The 18,116-nt window shown below is 67.5% G+C and carries 17 protein-coding genes; 12 read left to right on the top strand and 5 right to left on the bottom strand.

Translation table 11 applies throughout. From position 1 onward, the window contains the following. The first annotated feature begins 52 nt into the window (after positions 1 to 52). From ACFXKN_RS14590 to ACFXKN_RS14580, 3 genes are all read left to right on the top strand, one after another. The gene (locus ACFXKN_RS14590) at positions 53 to 988 is read left to right on the top strand and encodes an ATP-binding cassette domain-containing protein (protein WP_378942447.1); all 936 of its coding nucleotides are present in this window, start codon (positions 53 to 55) and stop codon (positions 986 to 988) included. Then, positions 988 to 1,749, top strand: coding sequence for an ABC transporter permease (locus ACFXKN_RS14585; protein ID WP_378942439.1), 762 nt, complete (start codon positions 988 to 990; stop codon positions 1,747 to 1,749). Before ACFXKN_RS14590 ends, ACFXKN_RS14585 begins: the two co-directional genes overlap by 1 nt. A gap of 253 nt (positions 1,750 to 2,002) precedes the next feature. Continuing rightward, positions 2,003 to 2,842, top strand: a complete 840-nt coding sequence (locus ACFXKN_RS14580) for an adenylate/guanylate cyclase domain-containing protein (RefSeq protein ID WP_378943227.1) — start codon at positions 2,003 to 2,005, stop codon at positions 2,840 to 2,842. Here the strand turns inward: ACFXKN_RS14580 and ACFXKN_RS14575 are convergent. Both ACFXKN_RS14575 and ACFXKN_RS14570 read right to left on the bottom strand, forming a co-directional pair. Further along, positions 2,825 to 3,163 carry a hypothetical protein gene (locus ACFXKN_RS14575; RefSeq protein ID WP_378942434.1) on the bottom strand — a complete coding sequence of 113 codons (339 nt, stop codon included), beginning with the start codon at positions 3,161 to 3,163 and terminating at the stop codon, positions 2,825 to 2,827. The two genes, ACFXKN_RS14580 and ACFXKN_RS14575, sit on opposite strands and share 18 nt — an antisense overlap. Positions 3,164 to 3,215: 52 nt before the next feature. Then, positions 3,216 to 3,359, bottom strand: coding sequence for a hypothetical protein (locus ACFXKN_RS14570; protein ID WP_378922306.1), 144 nt, complete (start codon positions 3,357 to 3,359; stop codon positions 3,216 to 3,218). Positions 3,360 to 3,444: 85 nt separating this feature from the next. Here ACFXKN_RS14570 and ACFXKN_RS14565 point away from each other — a divergent pair, with 85 nt between their 5' ends. From ACFXKN_RS14565 to ACFXKN_RS14525, 9 genes are all read left to right on the top strand, one after another. Next, a complete protein-coding gene (locus tag ACFXKN_RS14565; RefSeq protein ID WP_378942430.1) occupies positions 3,445 to 5,160 on the top strand; it encodes an acyclic terpene utilization AtuA family protein in 1,716 nt (571 codons plus the stop codon). Continuing rightward, positions 5,157 to 6,308 carry an acyl-CoA dehydrogenase family protein gene (locus ACFXKN_RS14560; protein WP_378942424.1) on the top strand — a complete coding sequence of 384 codons (1,152 nt, stop codon included), beginning with the start codon at positions 5,157 to 5,159 and terminating at the stop codon, positions 6,306 to 6,308. Before ACFXKN_RS14565 ends, ACFXKN_RS14560 begins: the two co-directional genes overlap by 4 nt. Continuing rightward, positions 6,305 to 7,903 (top strand): acyl-CoA carboxylase subunit beta, encoded by a 1,599-nt coding sequence (locus tag ACFXKN_RS14555; protein WP_378942418.1) that lies wholly within the window; start codon positions 6,305 to 6,307, stop codon positions 7,901 to 7,903. The genes ACFXKN_RS14560 and ACFXKN_RS14555 overlap by 4 nt, the downstream gene beginning before the upstream one ends. Positions 7,904 to 7,912: 9 nt before the next feature. Next, positions 7,913 to 9,913, top strand: coding sequence for a biotin carboxylase N-terminal domain-containing protein (locus ACFXKN_RS14550; RefSeq protein WP_378942409.1), 2,001 nt, complete (start codon positions 7,913 to 7,915; stop codon positions 9,911 to 9,913). Further along, on the top strand, positions 9,910 to 11,070 hold the full coding sequence (locus ACFXKN_RS14545; RefSeq protein ID WP_378942402.1) for an acyl-CoA dehydrogenase family protein: 1,161 nt from the start codon (positions 9,910 to 9,912) through the stop codon (positions 11,068 to 11,070). The genes ACFXKN_RS14550 and ACFXKN_RS14545 overlap by 4 nt, the downstream gene beginning before the upstream one ends. A 61-nt stretch (positions 11,071 to 11,131) precedes the next feature. After that, positions 11,132 to 11,914, top strand: coding sequence for an enoyl-CoA hydratase family protein (locus ACFXKN_RS14540; RefSeq protein WP_378942396.1), 783 nt, complete (start codon positions 11,132 to 11,134; stop codon positions 11,912 to 11,914). A gap of 4 nt (positions 11,915 to 11,918) precedes the next feature. Further along, positions 11,919 to 12,533 (top strand): TetR/AcrR family transcriptional regulator, encoded by a 615-nt coding sequence (locus tag ACFXKN_RS14535; protein WP_378942391.1) that lies wholly within the window; start codon positions 11,919 to 11,921, stop codon positions 12,531 to 12,533. Between the two features lie 40 nt (positions 12,534 to 12,573). Continuing rightward, positions 12,574 to 12,816, top strand: coding sequence for a DUF2191 domain-containing protein (locus tag ACFXKN_RS14530; protein WP_378942388.1), 243 nt, complete (start codon positions 12,574 to 12,576; stop codon positions 12,814 to 12,816). Between the two features lie 73 nt (positions 12,817 to 12,889). Next, entirely contained in the window at positions 12,890 to 13,669 is a 780-nt protein-coding gene (locus ACFXKN_RS14525; protein ID WP_378942381.1) for an SDR family oxidoreductase, read from the top strand. Between the two features lie 294 nt (positions 13,670 to 13,963). Here the strand turns inward: ACFXKN_RS14525 and ACFXKN_RS14520 are convergent, their stop codons facing one another. From ACFXKN_RS14520 to ACFXKN_RS14510, 3 genes are all read right to left on the bottom strand, one after another. Continuing rightward, a complete protein-coding gene (locus ACFXKN_RS14520; protein ID WP_378942373.1) occupies positions 13,964 to 16,054 on the bottom strand; it encodes a glycosyltransferase family 39 protein in 2,091 nt (696 codons plus the stop codon). Further along, the gene (locus ACFXKN_RS14515; RefSeq protein ID WP_379433119.1) at positions 16,051 to 17,367 is read right to left on the bottom strand and encodes a glycosyltransferase; all 1,317 of its coding nucleotides are present in this window, start codon (positions 17,365 to 17,367) and stop codon (positions 16,051 to 16,053) included. The genes ACFXKN_RS14520 and ACFXKN_RS14515 overlap by 4 nt, the downstream gene beginning before the upstream one ends. 69 nt (positions 17,368 to 17,436) lie before the next feature. Further along, positions 17,437 to 18,063: a class I SAM-dependent methyltransferase gene (locus ACFXKN_RS14510; RefSeq protein ID WP_379433118.1), complete on the bottom strand. Its 627-nt coding sequence runs from the start codon at positions 18,061 to 18,063 to the stop codon at positions 17,437 to 17,439. Positions 18,064 to 18,116: the final 53 nt, after the last annotated feature.

Below are 18,116 nucleotides of genomic sequence, written 5' to 3'. Positions count from 1 at the left end.
CGCTACTTCTCGGCGACGCGCGGCACGGGGGTTGTCAGGCAAGCTAGGGCTCATGATCGAGCTGAAGGGCCTGACGAAGCAATTCGGCCAGACCGTCGCGGTGCAGGACCTCACGTTCACCGTCCAGCCTGGACTGGTGACCGGGTTCCTCGGACCCAACGGTGCTGGTAAATCGACAACAATGCGGATGATCCTCGGGTTGGACAAGCCGACGGCGGGCAGCGCGCTCATCGACGGCAAGCACTACCAGGAGCTGGAGCGCCCGCTCACGCAGGTCGGCGCGCTGCTGGATGCCAAGTGGGTGCACCCGAACCGCTCCGCGCGCGCCCATCTGGAGTGGCTGGCCGCTTCCAACGACATCCCCAAGTCGCGGGTCGAAGAGGTACTGCGCCTGGTGGGTCTGTCCGAGGTGGCGAGCAAGAACGCGGGCGGTTTCTCGCTCGGCATGTCCCAGCGCCTCGGCCTGGCGGGCGCGCTGCTCGGTGACCCGAAGGTGCTGCTGTTCGACGAGCCGGTCAACGGCCTCGACCCGGAGGGCATCCTGTGGATCCGCCGGTTCATGCAGCGCCTGGCCGCCGAGGGCCGCACGGTGCTCGTCTCGAGCCACCTGCTCTCGGAGATGTCCCAGACCGCCGAGCAGCTCATCGTCATCGGCCGTGGTCAGCTGATGTTCGACGGCTCCACCCAGGAGTTCATCGACCGAGCCTCGGAGCAGTCGGTGCGCGTGCGCAGCCCACAACTGGATCAGCTGCGCAGCCTGCTCACCTCGCACGGCATGACCGTGAAGGAAGACGGCGATGCCGCGCTGATCGTCGCCGGCGTCACCTCCGACGAGGTCGGCAAGGTGGCGGGCACGAACAACGTCACGCTCTACGAGCTGGCACCGCAGTCGGCCTCGCTCGAGGAAGCGTTCATGCGGATGACCGGCGGCGCCGTGGAGTACCACGGTGAAAGCTTCGACCACCAGGTGATGGGAGGTGCGCTCTGATGGGCGTGCTCGCTGCGGAACGAATCAAACTCACCTCGACCCGTTCACCCTGGTGGTGCTCGGCGGTCGTGGTCGTGCTCGGCGTCGGATTCGCCGTGCTGATGGCACTGGTCCTCAACGCCGACTCTGCGGGCGATTCGGCCGAGGGCGCGCCGCCGCTCACCCCGAGCACGGCTGTCTCGGGTATCACCGGGCTCGGCGTGATGGTTTTGATGATCATGGCCGCGTTGTCGGTGACCAGCGAATACCGGTTCGGTGTCATCCGCTCGAGTTTCCTGGCGGTGCCGAACCGGTCCAAGGTCATCGTGTCCAAGGTCGCACTGGTCGGTGCCTACTCGGCCGTGCTCACGGGCGTTCTCGGATTGATCGCGTTCATCGTGGCGAAGGCGATCAGCGGTGATCGGGCGCCGGGCCTGGTGCTCGATGGGAACTGGCGAGCGATCTACGGCCTGCCGATCTACGCCATCCTGTGCGTGGTGCTGGCCATCGCGGTCGGTGTGCTGGTGCGTCAGTCGGCCGCCGCGATCTCGCTGCTGATCCTGTGGCCGCTGCTGATCGAGACCCTGCTCGGCTCGTTCGGTAGCTTCGGCCGCACGGTCAACCCCTTCCTGCCCTTCGCGAACGTGAACCGCTTCCTGAGCGACCGACCCGTGGCAGGCGACTGGCACTGGGGCGTGTGGGGCAGCCTGATCTACTTCGCCGTCTTCGTGGCGGTCGTGTTCGCCGGGGCACTCGTGCTGGTCAACCGCCGAGACGCCTGACAAACCAGCCCGGGCCGCCCTCGTAATGGCCCGGGCCGCGAGGGCCGCGACCTTGTCGGGAGGTCGTGCGACCCGACCTTCGGGCTTCCGCTGCCCGGTGGCTCGAAGGTAGGACCGCCGGTCCGCTGCACACAAGCAGCGGACCGGCGGTCGTCGTCGGGTGATATAACCTTTTGGCGTGAGTGAAACGCCTTCTGGCGGGGGGAGTCCGCGGCGCGACGCCGCTGCGGAGGTGTCCATTCCGTTGGAGCCGATCGTGAGTGAATCCGCCGAATCCGACCGCGGTGCGCGCGCAGGCAGAAAGCGCGCCCAGATCTCGTCGAAGTTGCAAGCCGCCAACCGCCGGGCCGACCTGATCGGTGCTGTGCGCAAGGCGCGTCATCAGCTGCCCGGTGATCCCGCGTTCGGCGATCCGCTGTCGGTGGCGGGGCCCGGAGGTGTGCGCGCGGTGGCGCGGGCGGCGGACAAGATCGCCGGCGGCGCCCCGACGGCGGCCAGGGAGATCGGTTTCGGTGCCCTGCAGGTCTGGCAGGCCGGGCTGGAGCGGATCGGCCGTGGGCGTGGCACCGAGGAGGTGACCATCGTGTTCACCGACCTGGTCGGGTTCTCGAGTTGGTCGCTGGCGGTGGGCGACGAGCGCACTTTGGAACTGCTGCGCAAGGTCGCCAGGGCCATCGAGCCGCCGATCGTCGAGCGTGGCGGTCAGGTGGTCAAGCGGATGGGCGACGGGCTGATGGCGGTGTTCTCCTCGCCAGATCGTGCCGTGCGCGCCGCGCTGGCGGCTCGCCGCAATCTCACCGAGGTCGAGATCGGCGGTTACACCCCGCGCATGCGGGTGGGCCTGCATACCGGTTCGCCCCGCGAGATCGGTGGCGACTGGCTGGGCGTCGATGTCAATATCGCCGCCCGAATGATGGAGGCAGGCGGCAACGGCAACACCATGCTGTCCAGCACCACCCTGACCGCACTGCGCTCGGAAACCCTCGATGAGCTGGGCGTTACCGCTAGGCCGTACAAGCGCAACTTCTGGGCCGCGCCGCTGAGCGGCGTCCCGGAAGACGTCAGGATCTTCAAGCTACATACGGCGGGCTGAGCGCCTTTCCAGCCGATCCTGTTCCTTCCAGTACGCGCGGAAGGCCTGCTGGGTCGGGGTCGGTCTGGTGGTCAGCGCCTGCCAGTTCGTCGAGCGCACGAAGTCGATTCCCAGCAGCACCGGCAGGATGAACGCGTGGAAGAAGATCAGGTATTCGCCACCTTCGAACACGAACGCCAGGTACCCCGCGTAGCCGAGGAACGCGATGCCGAACACGGCGTTGAGCCCGCGCGAGAGCTCGCTGCGGCCGTTGTCGATGTTGGCCATGATGATCATCGCGAGGCCGCTGACTGCGAGCAGGCCGACATACCAAGTGAACATGTCGGCAAGCCAACAGCTTTCGCCTTGCCCTGATCTTGCGAAAGTCTTGCTACTACTCCAGCCAGAGCACGGCGCCGAGGCCCGCGAGTACGGCGGCGACGATCAGGCCGATCGCCATCGCGCGATTGTTCTTCCAGGTCGTGTACGCGCCGCCGAGCAGGAATCCGGCGAGGGCGAAGAGGAGGACGGACAGCATGGACTCCATCTTGCCTGGTCGATTGCGCGAGATTAACAAGCACGCATGCTTGCTTTTTTTCTGAACCGCTGCGATCCTGGGTGCCATGAGTGCTCTCTCCGCTGACCCGGACCTGATCCGGATCGGGAATTGTTCCGGGTTCTACGGTGACCGGCTCAGCGCTATGCGCGAGATGCTGGAGGGCGGGCAGCTCGACGTGCTGACCGGCGACTACCTCGCCGAACTCACCATGCTGATCCTGGGCCGCGACCGGATGAAGGACCCCAGCCTCGGCTACGCCAAGACCTTCGTGCGCCAGATCGAGGACTGTCTGGCCCTCGCGCTAGAGAAGAACGTGCAGATCGTCACCAACGCGGGCGGGCTCAATCCGGCCGGGCTGGCGCAGCGGCTGCGCAAGGTCGCCGCCGACCTCGGGCTGGACGCCAAGATCGCGCACGTCGAGGGCGACGACCTGGTCTCGCGCGCCGCCGAGCTCGACCTGGGTCAGCCGCTCACGGCCAATGCCTACCTCGGCGCGTGGGGCATCGTCGAGTGTCTGAACTCCGGCGCCGACATCGTCGTCACCGGCCGGGTCACCGACGCCTCGGTGATCGTCGGCCCGGCCGCGGCCCACTTCGGCTGGGGCCGAACCGATTACGACGCACTGGCCGGGGCCGTGGCGGCCGGGCACGTGATCGAATGCAGCACCCAGGCCACCGGCGGCAACTTCGCCTTCTTCACCGAACTCGGTGACATCGGCCGCCCCGGCTTCCCGATCGCCGAGATCCGTCGCGACGGTTCCTGTGTGATCACCAAGCACGACGGCACCGGCGGCGCGGTCACCGTCGACACCGTCGAAGCCCAGCTCATGTACGAGATCCAGAGCGCGCGCTACGCCGGACCCGACGTGACCACCCGCCTGGACAGCATCACGCTGAGCCAGGAGAGCAAGGATCGCGTGCTGATCAGCGGTGTGACCGGTGAGGCACCGCCGCCGCAGCTCAAGGTCTCGCTCAACACTCTCGGCGGCTTCCGCAACGAGATGTCGTTCATCCTCACCGGCCTCGATATCGAAGCCAAAGCCGAACTGGCGCAACGACAGCTGGAATCCTGGCTGCCGGACAAGCCCGCCGAGCTCACCTGGACACTGGCTCGCCTCGACCGTCCCGATGCCGAGACCGAGGAGCAGGCCAGCGCGATCCTGCGCTGTGTGGTGCGCGATGCGGACCCGAACAAGGTCGGCCGCGGGTTCTCCAGTGTCGCTGTGGAATTGGCGCTGGCCAGCTATCCGGGTGCGAGCTTCACCGCGCTGCCCGGAAACGGTTCGCCCTACGGCGTTTTCACGCCCGGCTTCGTCGACGCGCACGAGGTGCCGCACGTCGCGGTACTGGCCGACGGCACCCGCGTCGATATCGCCCAGGCAACGGAAACCACTGTGCTCGAACCGGTTTCCGAGCCCGAGCTCCCGGCCGGCCTGCCTGCTTCCGAGACCCGCCGAGTCCCGCTCGGCACGATCGCTCTTGCACGCAGCGGCGACAAGGGCGGGGACGCCAATATCGGCGTCTGGGTGCGCACCGACCAGCAATGGCGGTGGTTGGTGCACACCCTCACGGTGTCGAAGCTGCAGGAGCTGCTCCCCGAGACGGCCGAACTGACCGTCACCCGCCACGTGCTGCCCAACCTGCGCGCGGTCAACTTCATCATTTCCGGCCTGCTCGGCAAGGGCGTCGCCTACCAGGCGCGTTTCGACCCGCAGGCCAAGGGGCTCGGCGAATGGCTGCGCTCCCGCCACATCGATCTGCCGACGGAGCTGCTCGCATGACGTCTGTTTGGGAAACGCCGGAACGAAAAGAGCTGCGCGCCACCGTGCGCGGGTTCGTCGAGCGGGACATCCTGCCCGATCTCGATGCCTGGGAGCGGGCCGGCGAGCTGCCGCGCGAGCTGCACAAGAAGGCGGGCGAACTCGGCCTGCTCGGCATCGAGTACCCGGAGTCGGCGGGCGGCGAGGGCGGCAACGCCATCGACTCGGTGATCGTGGGCGAGGAGATCCATGTCGCCGGTGCGTCCGGTGGCCTGTGGGCCTCGCTGCTGACCTGCGGCATCGCGTTGCCGCACATGATCGCCTCGGGCAACCAGGCCCAGATCGACCAGTGGGCCAAGCCGACGCTGGCCGGTGACCTGATCGGCTCGCTGGCCATCACCGAGCCCGGCGGCGGTTCCGATGTCGGCCACCTCACCACCACCGCCGTGCGCGACGGTGAGGACTTCATCATCAACGGCGCCAAGACGTTCATCACCTCTGGCTGTCGTGCCGACTTCGTCGTCACCGCGGTGCGCACGGGCGGCCCCGGCGCGGCGGGTGTTTCGCTGATCCTGGTGCCGAAGGGCTCGCCGGGCTTCACCGTCAGCCGCAAGCTGGAGAAGATGGGCTGGCTGGCCTCCGACACCGCCGAGCTGTCGTATGTGGACGTACGGGTGCCCGCGACGAATCTGGTCGGCGCCGAGAACAGTGGCTTCGCGCAGATCGCCGCCGCGTTTGTCAGCGAGCGGGTCGGCCTCGCGGTGCAGGCGTATTCGCTGGCTCAGCGCGCTCTCGATCTCACCGTGCAGTGGTGCCGCGATCGCGAGACCTTCGGTCGCCCGCTGATCAGCCGCCAGAAGGTGCAGATGACGCTCACCGATATGGCGCAGCGCGTGGACATTTCGCGCACCTACACGCGTGCGCTGGTCGAGCGCTACGTAGCCGGTGACGAGAACCTGATCGCCCAGGTGTGTTTCGCCAAGAACAACGCCGTCGAGACCGCCGAATGGGTAGCCAATCAGGCCGTGCAGCTGCACGGCGGAATGGGCTACATGCGTGAGGCCGAAGTCGAGCGCATCTACCGCGATGTGCGCATCATCGGGATCGGCGGCGGCACCAACGAGATCCTGACCATGCTGGCGTCGAAAGTATTGGGGTACCAGTCATGACGACCTTCCGTTCCATCATCGATACCGCCTCGCCCGAGTACACCGCGGCCGCCGAGGCGATGTCGACCAAGCTCACCGAGGTCGAGGCGGAGTTCGCCAAGGCCATCGCCGGTGGCGGCCCCGACAAGGTGGCCCGGCACCACAAGCGCGGCAAGCTGACCGCGCGTGAGCGCGTCGAACTGCTGCTCGACGAGGACTCGCCGTTCCTCGAACTGTGCCCACTCGCCGCCTGGGGCAGTGACTTCCACGTCGGTGCGTCCACGATCGCCGGTATCGGCCTCGTCGAGGGTGTCGAGTGCATGATCGTGGCGCCCGACCCGACGGTGCGCGGCGGCACGTCGAACCCCTGGACGCTGCGCAAGACGTTGCGCATCAACGACATCGTCCGGGAGAACCGGCTGCCGGTGATCTCCCTGGTCGAGTCCGGCGGTGCGGACCTGCCGACGCAGAAGGAAGTGTTCATCCCCGGTGGCGCGATGTTCCGCGACCTCACCCAGGCCTCGGCAGCCGGAATCCCCACCATCTCCTTGGTTTTCGGCAACTCCACCGCAGGTGGCGCCTACATTCCCGGCATGTCCGACTACGTGGTGATGGTCAAGGAAGCCGCGAAGGTCTTCCTCGCCGGGCCGCCCCTGGTGAAGATGGCCACCGGTGAGGATTCCGACGACGAAACCCTCGGCGGTGCCGAAATGCATGCCCGCACATCGGGTCTGGCCGACTACATGGCCGCCGACGAGCAGGACGCGATCCGCTTGGGCCGCAATATCGTTCGTCGCCTGAACTGGAAGAAGCAGGGCCCCGAGCCGCGCGCCGAGGTCACCTCGCCGATCTACGATCCCGAGGAACTACTCGGCATCGTGCCATCGGACCTGAAGATCCCGTTCGATCCCCGTGAGGTCATCGCCCGCGTGGTCGACGGCTCCGACTTCGACGAGTTCAAGCCGCTCTACGGTTCGAGCCTGGTCACCGGCTGGGCCGAGATCAACGGCTACCCGATCGGCATCCTCGCCAACGCGCGCGGTGTGCTGTTCTCCGAGGAATCGCAGAAGGCCACCCAGTTCATCCAGCTGGCCAACAAGAAGAACACCCCACTGTTGTTCCTGCACAACACCACCGGCTACATGGTCGGCAAGGAGTACGAGCACGGCGGCATCATCAAGCACGGCGCGATGATGATCAACGCGGTCGCCAACTCCACGGTGCCGCACATCTCGCTGCTGGTCGGCGCCTCCTATGGTGCCGGGCACTACGGCATGTGCGGACGCGCGTTCAACCCGCGTTTCCTGTTCGCCTGGCCGAGCGCGAAATCCGCCGTCATGGGTGGGGCGCAGCTGGGCGGCGTCCTCACCATCGTCCAGCGCGGCGCGGCCGAGTCCAAGGGCCTGCCGTTCGACGAGGAGGCCGCCGCCGGTCTCGCCGCGATGGTCGAGGCGCAGATCGAGGCCGAGGCCATGCCGATGTTCTTATCGGGCAGGCTTTTCGACGACGGCATCATCGACCCCCGCGACACCCGCACCGTGCTGGGAATGGCTCTGTCGGCCATTCACACAGCCCCGATCAAGGGCGCCGAGGGCTTCGGCGTCTTCCGAATGTGAGTCGCGGACATGACAATCACGAATGTTCTTGTTGCCAATCGTGGTGAGATCGCTCGCCGCGTCTTCGCTACCTGCCGTCGGATGGGCATCGGCACCACCGCGGTCTACTCGGATGCTGATGCCGCGTCGCCGCACGTATCAGAGGCCGATGCCGCCATCCGGCTGCCCGGCAACACCCCCGCCGAAACCTACCTGCGCGGTGAGCTGATCATCGAGGCCGCTTTGTCGGCCGGTGCCGACGCGATCCACCCCGGCTACGGATTCCTTTCCGAGAACGCCGAATTCGCGCGGTCGGTGCTCGACGCGGGTCTGGTGTGGATCGGTCCGCCGGTCGCGGCCATCGAGCAGATGGGCTCCAAGGTCGAGTCCAAGAAGATGATGGACGCCGCCGGTGTCCCCGTTCTCGCCGAGCTCGACCCGGCCGAGGTCACCGACGCGCACCTGCCCGTGCTGATCAAGGCGTCCGCCGGTGGTGGCGGTCGCGGCATGCGCGTGGTGCGCGACCTCGCCGAGTTGCGCGACCAGATTGCCGCCGCCCAGCGCGAGGCCGAGTCGGCCTTCGGCGATCCGACGGTGTTCTGCGAGCGCTACCTCGAGACCGGCCGTCACATCGAAGTCCAGGTCATGTCGGACACTTTCGGCAAGACCTGGGCTGTTGGTGAGCGTGAGTGCTCGATTCAGCGTCGTCATCAGAAGGTTGTCGAGGAAGCGCCCTCGCCGTTGGTCGAGAAGATCGACGGCATGCGTGATCGGTTGTTCGAGGCGGCGCGTCTTGCCGCCGAGGCGATCGGATATGAGGGCGCGGGCACCGTCGAGTTCCTGGCTGACGAGAAGGGTGACTTCTTCTTCCTGGAGATGAATACCCGTCTGCAGGTGGAGCATCCGGTCACCGAACAGACCACCGGCCTCGACCTGGTCCGTTTGCAGTTGCAGGTGGCTTCAGGCTTGCCGCTGCCCGCTACCCAGCCCGCGCAGCGCGGTCACTCGATCGAGGTTCGGCTCTATGCCGAGGATCCCTCACACGACTGGCAGCCACAGAGCGGGCCGGTGCACAAGATCGAGAGCCCGTTCACCGCTGGGGAATTCACTGTTCTCGACCAGCCTGGCGTGCGCCTCGACACCGGCGTGGTCGACAACTCGGTGGTCGGCGTGCACTACGACCCGATGCTGGCCAAGGTGATCTCCTACGCCGAAACCCGCGCGGAGGCAGCGCATCTGCTCGCCACCGCGCTCCAGCGCGCCAAGATCCACGGCCTGGTCACCAACCGCGATCTGCTCGTGCGCGTGCTGCGTCACCCGGCCTTCCTCGCAGGCGACACCGACACCGCCTTTTTCGCCACCCATGATCTGGCAGTGCTCTCGGCGCCGCTGGCGTCGGAGGATGACGAGGCGCTCTCGATCGTGGCTGCGGCACTTGCCGATTCGGCTGCCAACCGCGGCACGTCGCGCCTGGCCGGACTCACGCCGAGCGGCTGGCGCAACCTGGCTTCGCTGCCACAGACCAAGTCCTACGAGAGCCGCACCACCGGCACACACGAGGTGCGATACCGCTTCACCCGCACCGGTGTCGCGGTAGAGGGCCACGACGGGCTCGAGGTGATCTCGGTCGCTCCTGATCGAGTCGTTCTCGGTGTTCCCGGCGAACGTGGCTCGGTGCGTAGGCAATTCGAGATCGCCCGCTACGGCGACCTCGTCGCGATCGACTCCCCGCTCGGCCCGGTGGCAGTGCGCAGGCTGGCGCGCTTCACCGATCCCTCGGCACAGGTCGCGGCCGGTTCGCTGCTCGCGCCGATGCCGGGCAGCGTGATCCGCCTCGGTGCCGCCGAGGGCGACCACGTCAAGCATGGGCAGCCGATCCTGTGGCTGGAGGCGATGAAGATGGAACACACCATCGCGGCCCCGGCCACCGGCATTCTCAGCGCACTCAATGTGACCGTGGGCCAGCAGGTCGAGGTCGGAACCGTCCTCGCCGTCGTCGAGGAAGAAGAGCAGGAGCAGGAGCAGGCATGAGCTTTATCGAGACCGACGAGCAGAAGGCGCTGCGGGCGGCGGTCGCCTCGCTCGCGTCGAAGTACAACTACCGCGACTACGTGCTGCCGCTCTCGCGCAAGAACGAGCCGCTCACCGAGCTGTGGGACGAGGCGGGCAAGCTCGGCTTCCTCGGCGTGAACCTGCCGGAGGAATACGGCGGCGGTGGCGTCGGCATGTACGAGCTGGCGCTGGTGCAGGAGGAGCTGGCGGCGCAGGGCGCCGGGCTGCTGCTGATGGTCGTCTCCCCGGCGATCTGCGGCACCATCATCACCAAGTACGGCACCGACGCGCAGAAGCAGAACTGGCTGACCAAGCTGGCCGATGGCTCGTCGAAGATGGTCTTCGCGATCACCGAACCCGATGCGGGCTCCAACTCGCACCAGATCACCACCACCGCCCGTCGCGACGGTGGCGACTGGATCCTCAACGGCCGCAAGATCTTCATCTCCGGTGTCGATCAGGCCGAGGCCATTCTGGTGGTCTCGCGTACCGAGGACCACAAGACCGGCAAGCTCAAGCCCGCGCTGTTCATCGTGCCGGTGGACGCGCCCGGCCTGGTGAAGAACGTCCAGGAGATGGACGTCATCGAGCCGGACAACCAGTTCACGCTGTTCTTCGACGACGTGCGCCTGCCCGCCGACGCCCTCGTCGGGTCCGAGGATGCGGCCATTGCCCAGCTGTTCGCCGGATTGAATCCCGAGCGCATCATGGGCGCGGCCATGGCGGTCGGCCTCGGGCGCTACGCCATCGATCGGGCCGTGGAGTATGCCAAGGAGCGCACGGTCTGGAAGACGGCGATCGGTGCGCACCAGGGTATTTCGCATCCGCTGGCTCAGGTGAAGATCGAGCTGGAACTGGCCAAGCTGATGATGCAGAAGGCTGCCACGCTTTACGACACCGGTGATGAGTTCGGCGCTGCCGAGGCTGCCAACATGGCCAAGTACGCGGCCGCGGAGGCCAGCATCAAAGCATTGGACCAGTCGATTCAGACCCACGGCGGTTCGGGCCTGACCCGTGAGGTGGGGCTGGCGGCCATGCTGCAGGCGGCGCGGATCTCGCGCATCGCCCCGGTCAGCCGCGAGATGATCCTGAACTTCGTCGCCCAGCATTCGCTCGGCCTGCCGCGCTCGTATTAGGCACAACGGTGGTCGCCCCGGAACCGGGGCGATCACCCCTACCGGATGAACAGGAGTCCCGATGAGTGACGCGACGGAAGCACCGTTCGTCCGCTACGAGGTCGTCGACGGTTTCGCCACGCTGACCTTCGATTCGCCGCACAACCGGAATGCGCTCTCGTCCAAGCTCGTTCGCGAGTTGCTCGCCGGATTCGATACCGCGGCAACCGATCCCGCCGTGCGCGGCATCGTCCTGGCTCACACCGGTGACACCTTCTGCGCGGGCGCCGACCTCAAGGAGGCGAGCAACGCCGATCCCGCAGTGGCCGCCGACGAGCGCACCCGGGTGATGATCGATGTGCTGCGCGGCATCCTCGCCTCGCCCAAGCCGGTGATCGCGCAGATCGACGGCAATGTCCGGGCCGGCGGCATGGGCATCATCGGGGCCTGCGATCTCGTCGTCGCGGGGCCGAGCAGCAGTTTCGCGCTCACCGAGGTGCGCATCGGGATGGCACCGTTCATGATCTCGCTCACGCTGGTGCCGCGGCTGGACCAGCGGGCCGCGAGTCGCTACTTCCTGACCGGTGAGAAGTTCGACGCCGCGACCGCGCAGGAGATCGGCCTGGTCACCGTGGCCGCGCAGGACGCCGCCGCGGAGGTGAAACGCCTGTCCGGGGAGCTGCGCAAGGGGTCACCGCAGGGTCTGGCCGAGTCCAAGAAGCTGGTCAACGCGGCGCTGCTGGCGACCTTCGACGCCGAGGCCGAAGCGCTGGCCAAGCGGTCGGCGGGCTTCTTCGGTACCCCCGAAGTGATCGAGGGTATGACGGCCTTCTTCCAGAAGCGCCCGCCCAGCTGGGCACAATAGTCCGATGGCGACACCCCACGAACCCAAGCAGGACCGCAGCCGGGCCACCCGGCAGCGGCTGCTCGAGGCGACCATCGACTGCCTGGCCGAAACCGGCTGGGCAGCCGCCACCGTGTCGGTGGTCGCCGAGCGGGCCGGGGTGTCGCGCGGCGCGGCCCAGCATCATTTCCCCACCCGTGAGGACCTGATCACCGCGGCGCTCGAGTTCATGTTCGAGTTCCGGATGGACCAGGCCAAGGCCGAAGCCGAGACGGTGAACGCGGTCGCCCAGGGCGAAGGACGTACACGCGCAGTCGTTTCCGCACTCGTCGAGTCCTACACGACCCCCTTTTTCAAGGCCGCCCTACAGGTCTGGACCCACGCCGCCGCCGACCCGGCCCTGCGGATGCGGATTCTTCCCCTCGAAGCCCGCTTCGGCCGGATCTCCCACCGCCGCGCGGTCGAAGCCCTCGGCGTCGACGATTCCGACCCGGTAGCCCACCACCTCGTCCAAGCCACCCTCGATCTGGCCCGTGGTCTAGGCCTCGCCGACGTCCTCACCGACGACTCCGCCCGCCGCAAACTGATCGTCGACCAGTGGGCCGCCACGCTCCACACCGCCCTGAATTTGTCCCACTGAACTCTGTAAACAGGCAGTTCGTCTGCAATAGGGTCTGGGTATGACGAGGCGACGGATCGAGATCGACGATGAGCTGCTCGAATATGCGCAAGACGCACTCGGGACCAGTGGCGTCGCCGATACGGTCCGCGCTGCGATGAAGGCGGCTGTGGTCGCTCGCGCTCGCACGCGGGAAATCGAATGGCTGGTCGGCGGTGGCATGGCCGAGATGGCTGACAAGAGTCAGCGCGAGGTGGTGTGGCGAAGGCGAGTTGCGCCGCCGGGGAATCTCGAGACGCGCTGACTTGGGATGTCACACTCCGGTCGGCTGCTTCGTCGACTCTGTGAACGCGAAAGAAGCGACTGAGGAGTGGATCATGGTGGAGCGGAAGAAGATCGCGGTGGCCGGGGCGACCGGGCGGTTGGGTCGGCATGTGGTGGATGTGCTGGTCGAGCGTGGGCATGAGGTCGTTGCCTTCTCGCGGGCCAACGGTGTCGACATCGAGACCGGTGTGGGGCTCGACGAGGCTTTGACCGGGGTCGACATCGTGATCGACGCGTCGAGTACGCCCTCGGCTGATCAGCAGGTGGCGACCGAGTTCTTCACCGTCGCCGCGCGGAATCTGCACGCGGCGGGGGAACGGGCCGGGGTCGAGCGGCTCGTTGTGGTGTCCATCATCGGGATCGACGGCTCGCTCGCCGGGTACAACGCCGCCAAGCTCGCCCACGAGCAGGAGTTGCTCAAAGGTGCGTTGCCGGTGCAGATTCTGCGTGCGGCGCAGTTCCACGAGCTCGTCGAGGTCATGGTCGGCTGGGGCACGAAGGATGCCGTCGCCTACCTTCCGGCCATGCGCACCCAGCTGGTCGCGGCCCGAACTGTCGCCGAGGCACTGGTAGACCTCGCCGCGAATCCGATTCCCGCCGAGGATATTCCGTTCCCCGAGATCGCGGGCCCGCAGCCGGAAACGATGGCCACCGCGGCCACCGCTCTGGTCGCGACTCGCGGCGATGCCCTGCGGATCATCGAAACCTCCGACACCGCCAACCCCGACCGCGAGCAATTCGAAAACGGCACCCTCCTGCCTTCCCCGCACGCCACCTTGGCCGGTCCGACCTTCGCCGAATGGATCGCCGCCCCGGTGCCAGCTGTTCGCTGACGCCGCTGACCTGGGGCAGCTCGAGCGATGGTCACGGTGCCAGCCGTTCGCTGACGCCGCTGACCTGGGACAGCGCGAGCGATGGTCACGGTGCCAGCCGTTCGCTGACGCCGACGATCTGGGGCGGCTCGAGCAATGGTCACGGTGACCGCCGTTCGCGGGCGCTGCCGACCTGGGGCTTGACCGAGCAAGGGCCCGCGGGCGACCGACGGGATGTGACCTCGGGCAGCGACACGAAGGCTGGGCCCGGCGGATCGGGGTGATCCGCCGGGCCCAGCCTTATGTCGGGACGGCTTACGGCTTCGGTTGGGTGAGGTCGTAGAGGGTGACCCCGTCGACCGTCGTCGCGGTGTAGTTGGCCGTCACCCAGGCGGTGATCGCCGAGCTGGTCGACTCACTGCTCCCACCGGGACCACCGCGCCCACCGGCGACGAAGTAGTGGATCTTTCCCTCGGCCACGTACTGCTGGAACTGTTCGAGAGTGGGCGACGGGTCGCTGCCGTTGAAGCCGCCGATCGGCATCACGGGCAGTTCGGTGGCGAGCTGGTACCCGGCGGCACTGTTGGAACCGACCGCCGCGGCGACCCAGGTGTAGTCGGTGCCGTTCGCCTCGAGCAGGGTGACGATCTGGTCGCCCGGACGTGATCCGCCCAGCAGTCCACCCGGGCCACCCATGCGCTGGTCACCACCGATCGACATGCCGTCCGGGGCGGTCGCACCCTGCGCGGAACCGTCCGGCGACGCCGCGCCGTCTTGCCCGGGCACGCCACCGTCCGCGGGCGTGCCGGTCTGCTCGCCAGGCGAAGTGCCACCCTGCGGCGCACCATCCCCACCACCGGTAGTGGCGGATCCATCGGCGCCGGGCCAGCCGTCGTCTCCGCCGGGACGCATTCCGGGCCAACCCATTCCGCGCATCCCACCGGAATTCGGTCCAGCGGACGGGATCGCACCGGCATGCGCGGACGCGAGGGTGTCGACGGAGTAGGCGATCGGCCCGGCGAGCCCGACGAAGGCGGCGGCCAGCGCGATGATCACCGACTGCTTGCGGGCCGGCGGGAACACGAAGGCAACAGTGGCGATAACGCCGACAACCAGGATCGACCATCGCAACCATGGCTGGAAGGAAGCGCTGCGCGACAACAACATCCACGCGGTCGCCGTGGTGAGCCCGATGGCGACAGCGCCCGCGCACCGCACCGGTAACCGGTCACGCGCACCCCAGATCTGCACGGCTCCGATCCCGGCCAGCGCCGCGACGGCAGGCGCGAGCGCCACCGTGTAGTACTGGTGGAAGATCCCCGCCATGAAGCTGAACACCAGCCCGGTGACGAGAAGCCAACCGCCCCAGAGGATCAGCGCCGCCTGTCGGCGATCGGTGCGCGGCGCTCGCCCGCGCAACATGAGCCCCACCACCAGCGCGACCAATGCGGCGGGAATCAGCCAGGCGATCTGACCGCCCTGCGCAGGCTCGAACATCCGGGTGATCCCGGTGCTTCCCCACATCCCGTTTCCGCCGGCGGGCAGTTCGCCGCCGGGGCCGACGCTGCCGGTCTCGTTGCCGTTCAACCGCCCGAGCCCGTTGTATCCGAGGGTCAGCTCGATGATCGAATTGTTCTGCGACCCACCGATCCACGGCCGGGAATCCGATGGCCACAGCTCTACCGCGAGCAACCACCAGCCCGCCGCGACAACCATCGCCGCGCCGGCGGCGAACAACTGCGCAACCCGCTTGCCCAGCTTCGGCGGCCCGGCGACCGAATACATCAGTGCCAGCGGCGGCACCACCAACAGCACCTGCAACTGCTTGGCGAGGAACCCGAATCCGATGAACGCGCCGGTGAGCAGCAACCATCGCCACCGCCCGTCCTCGACCGCACGCGTCATCGCCCACGCGGCCGCGATCATCAGCAACACGAGCAGCGCGTCAGGATTGTTGAACCGGAACATCAGCACCGCAACGGGAGTCACGGCCAGCACCGTGCCCGCGATCAACCCCGCCGCGGGCCCGAACGATCTGCGCACTGTCGCCCACAACAGCGCGACGCTCGCGACTCCGAGCAGGACCTGTGGCACCAGCATGCTCCAGCTGTTGAGCCCGAACAGCCGTACCGAAAGTCCCATCACCCACAGCGAAGCGGGCGGTTTGTCCACCGTGATCGAGTTCGCGGCATCGGAGGAGCCGAAGAAGAACGCCTCCCACGATTGCGAACCCGCCTGTATCGCAGCGGCATAGAAGTCGTTGGCCCACCCGTTGGCGCTCAGATTGATGAGATAGGCGATCAGCGTGCCGAGCAGTAGCGCCACCAATACGGGGCGCTCCCAACGCTTTCGGGTCGGCGCGGCGATCTCGATGCCGGTTGAGGATGGTGCGATGGTCGTGGTCATCGACGCACCCCCACTGAGTTCAGGGGTGCTGTCGAATCCGCCGCGTTCGCGGTGCGGTCCGTAGCCCCGATCGCCGCAGTGGCGGTGGTGTTCGCGGGCCGATCGGCGCCCGCGTGCCGGAAGACCCAGCGCAAGCCCACGAAACGAGCAAGGGTCGCAACAAGATTGGCGGTTATCAGCACGGTGAGCTCCACCGCGACGGGAGCATCAGGAGCCCAGCGATGCAGAGCGAACAGCGAGCCGCTGGTGATCGCCAGCCCGAACGCGAAAATGGCCAAGCCCTGGAACTGGTGCGACATCGCGTTGCCGCGCCCGCGCACCCCGAAGGTGAATGCCCGGTTGGCGGCGGTATTGCCCACCGCGGTGATCAGCAGCGACACCAGATTGGCGCCCTGGCTGCCGACCAGCGGCTGCAACAGCAGGTACAGCGCGATGTAGGCGAGCGTCGAGGTCACCCCGACGATCGCGAACCGCACCAGCTGCCCGACCATGCCGAGCGGCACCCCGGCGACCAGCGGTTCGCGACCGACGGCGGCCCGCAGATCGTCCAACGGGAGGGTGCCGGTGGTCAGTGCCCTGGTCAACCGCCAGATCCCGCGAAGATCCTTGCGCGCGGTATCGACGATGTCGACCCGGCTGTCCGGATCGTCGATCCAGTCGACGGGCACCTCGTGAATTCGCAGACCCGCCCGCTCGGCCAAAACCAGCAGCTCGGTATCGAAGAACCACTCGCCATCGCGCACCAGCGGCAGCAGCTCGCGGGCGACCTCGGTTCGCACGGCTTTGAATCCGCATTGCGCATCCGAAAAGCCCGCCCGCAGAGTTGTTCTCAGCAGCAGGTTGTAGCAGCGGGAGATGATTTCACGCTGGGGTCCGCGCACCACGCGGGCCGACGCGTCGAGCCGGGTGCCGATCGCGAGATCGGAATGCCCGGACACCAGCGGTGCGATCAGCGGCAGCAGCGCGTTCAGGTCGGTCGACAGGTCGACATCCATGTACGCGACCACCGCCGCATCCGACCCTGCCCACGCGGTCCGCAGCGCCCGTCCACGCCCTTTGGCGTCCAGGTGCAGCACCTCGACGCCGTCGAGTTCCGCCGCCAGCAGTTCGGCCACCGCGAGGGTGGCGTCGGTGCTGGCATTGTCAGCGATGGTGATGCGGGCCGTGAACGGGAATCCGGCGCGCAGATAGGCATGCAACCTGCGTACGCACAGGCCGAGATCGACCTCTTCGTTGTAGACGGGTATCACTACGTCGAGCACCGGCGCGCGGCTGCTCTGCATGGCCTTCTGCTCGGCCTCGGTCTGAGTCATGACACCCAGACTCGATGGCCGTGCTGCCACCGAGCTGGGACCGAGCTGGGAGGTTGCTGGGGATCGTGATCAGCCGCGACGCACGCGCAGCACGCTGTCGGCGCGCTCGCCGACCACACCGTCGGGGCTGGTCGAGGCGCTGTGGACGAGCTCGGCGGTCTCGACCTGCCACTCGGGCCCGAGCCCGAGCTGCTCGAGCACCTGCTCGATGGTCGGGAACACATGCTCGTGCAGCGCGCTGGCGGCCCAGCTCGGCGCGGCCGCGTGCGCGCCGATCACCAGCACACCACCCGGCGCGACGGCGGCCGCCGCACTGCGCAGGATCCCGGCCCGCTCGTCCGGCCGTTCCACCGGCGAGTGCAGGAACTGCGCGGACACCAGGTCGAAGGTGCCCGCCGGGAAACTCGCCTGCAGGTCGTGGCGATCCCACACGATATTCACCCCGGCCTCGGCGGCCCGCTGCGCACCGCGCTCCATCGCGGTCGCGGAGATGTCGACTGCGGTGACCTGCCAGCCGCGCTGTGCCAACCAGATCGCGTCGGCACCCTCGCCACACCCCAGATCGAGGGCCGTCCCCGCGTTCAGCTCGGACACCTCACGCACCAGCAGTGGGTTCGGGTTACCGGTCCAGATCTGCGCACGTTCGCGGTAGAAGTCTTCCCAGAACTCTTCGGCGTTCGCCACGGTCTCGGTCATCGATGCTCCTGGTCGGTCAGGGTGAAAGGATCATCCGATAGTGCATCGGCACC

The organism is Nocardia sp. NPDC059195 (assembly GCF_042754695.1).
GTDB lineage: Bacteria > Actinomycetota > Actinomycetes > Mycobacteriales > Mycobacteriaceae > Nocardia.
This window is presented reverse-complemented; position numbering and strand designations above follow the sequence as displayed.

Coding starts and splice junctions, on each gene's coding strand:
- ACFXKN_RS14590 (WP_378942447.1), top strand. CDS start 53: ATGATCGAGCTGAAGGGCCTGACGAAGCAATTCGGCCAGACCGTCGCG.
- ACFXKN_RS14585 (WP_378942439.1), top strand. CDS start 988: ATGGGCGTGCTCGCTGCGGAACGAATCAAACTCACCTCGACCCGTTCA.
- ACFXKN_RS14575 (WP_378942434.1), bottom strand. CDS start 3,163: ATGTTCACTTGGTATGTCGGCCTGCTCGCAGTCAGCGGCCTCGCGATG.
- ACFXKN_RS14570 (WP_378922306.1), bottom strand. CDS start 3,359: ATGCTGTCCGTCCTCCTCTTCGCCCTCGCCGGATTCCTGCTCGGCGGC.
- ACFXKN_RS14565 (WP_378942430.1), top strand. CDS start 3,445: ATGAGTGCTCTCTCCGCTGACCCGGACCTGATCCGGATCGGGAATTGT.
- ACFXKN_RS14560 (WP_378942424.1), top strand. CDS start 5,157: ATGACGTCTGTTTGGGAAACGCCGGAACGAAAAGAGCTGCGCGCCACC.
- ACFXKN_RS14555 (WP_378942418.1), top strand. CDS start 6,305: ATGACGACCTTCCGTTCCATCATCGATACCGCCTCGCCCGAGTACACC.
- ACFXKN_RS14550 (WP_378942409.1), top strand. CDS start 7,913: ATGACAATCACGAATGTTCTTGTTGCCAATCGTGGTGAGATCGCTCGC.
- ACFXKN_RS14545 (WP_378942402.1), top strand. CDS start 9,910: ATGAGCTTTATCGAGACCGACGAGCAGAAGGCGCTGCGGGCGGCGGTC.
- ACFXKN_RS14540 (WP_378942396.1), top strand. CDS start 11,132: ATGAGTGACGCGACGGAAGCACCGTTCGTCCGCTACGAGGTCGTCGAC.
- ACFXKN_RS14535 (WP_378942391.1), top strand. CDS start 11,919: ATGGCGACACCCCACGAACCCAAGCAGGACCGCAGCCGGGCCACCCGG.
- ACFXKN_RS14530 (WP_378942388.1), top strand. CDS start 12,574: ATGACGAGGCGACGGATCGAGATCGACGATGAGCTGCTCGAATATGCG.
- ACFXKN_RS14525 (WP_378942381.1), top strand. CDS start 12,890: ATGGTGGAGCGGAAGAAGATCGCGGTGGCCGGGGCGACCGGGCGGTTG.
- ACFXKN_RS14520 (WP_378942373.1), bottom strand. CDS start 16,054: ATGACCACGACCATCGCACCATCCTCAACCGGCATCGAGATCGCCGCG.
- ACFXKN_RS14515 (WP_379433119.1), bottom strand. CDS start 17,367: ATGACTCAGACCGAGGCCGAGCAGAAGGCCATGCAGAGCAGCCGCGCG.
- ACFXKN_RS14510 (WP_379433118.1), bottom strand. CDS start 18,063: ATGACCGAGACCGTGGCGAACGCCGAAGAGTTCTGGGAAGACTTCTAC.